Origin of the sequence: Vibrio sp. T20, assembly GCF_007858795.1 — a bacterium.
Taxonomy (GTDB): Bacteria; Pseudomonadota; Gammaproteobacteria; order Enterobacterales; family Vibrionaceae; genus Vibrio; species Vibrio satsumensis.
The window spans coordinates 1-283 of the sequence record NZ_VFEB01000107.1 but is presented as its reverse complement, the minus strand read 5'-3'; the positions used below and the strand labels follow the sequence as shown (position 1 = coordinate 283).

The following is a 283-nucleotide window of genomic DNA, read 5'->3' as shown; positions in this document are numbered from 1 at the left end:
TAAGGGAACATAAATCCAGACAGCAGAATTGAAGGCAGAAGAATGAACACCGTCATTTGCATGGCTTGAAGCTGTGTTGTGGCGATAGTGGATATGACCAATCCTAAGGCTAGGCTAGCGGCGATAAACAACAAGGTTCCAAACAGAATTTGGCTGATTGCACCGTTAATCGGTACGCCGAAAATCCAATGTCCCAACCCTAGAATGATAAAAACCTGAATTAAGCCGACAAAGATATACGGCACGATTTTCGCCTCCATTAGCTCTATCGAGTGGATGGGCG

At 45.2% G+C, this 283-nt stretch carries 1 protein-coding gene; it reads right to left on the bottom strand.

The window, feature by feature from the left end; all coding sequences use genetic code 11:
- Nucleotides 1–283, bottom strand: a 283-nt coding sequence (locus FTW16_RS13360; protein WP_146491406.1) for an ABC transporter permease, incomplete at both ends; no start/stop codon positions are given.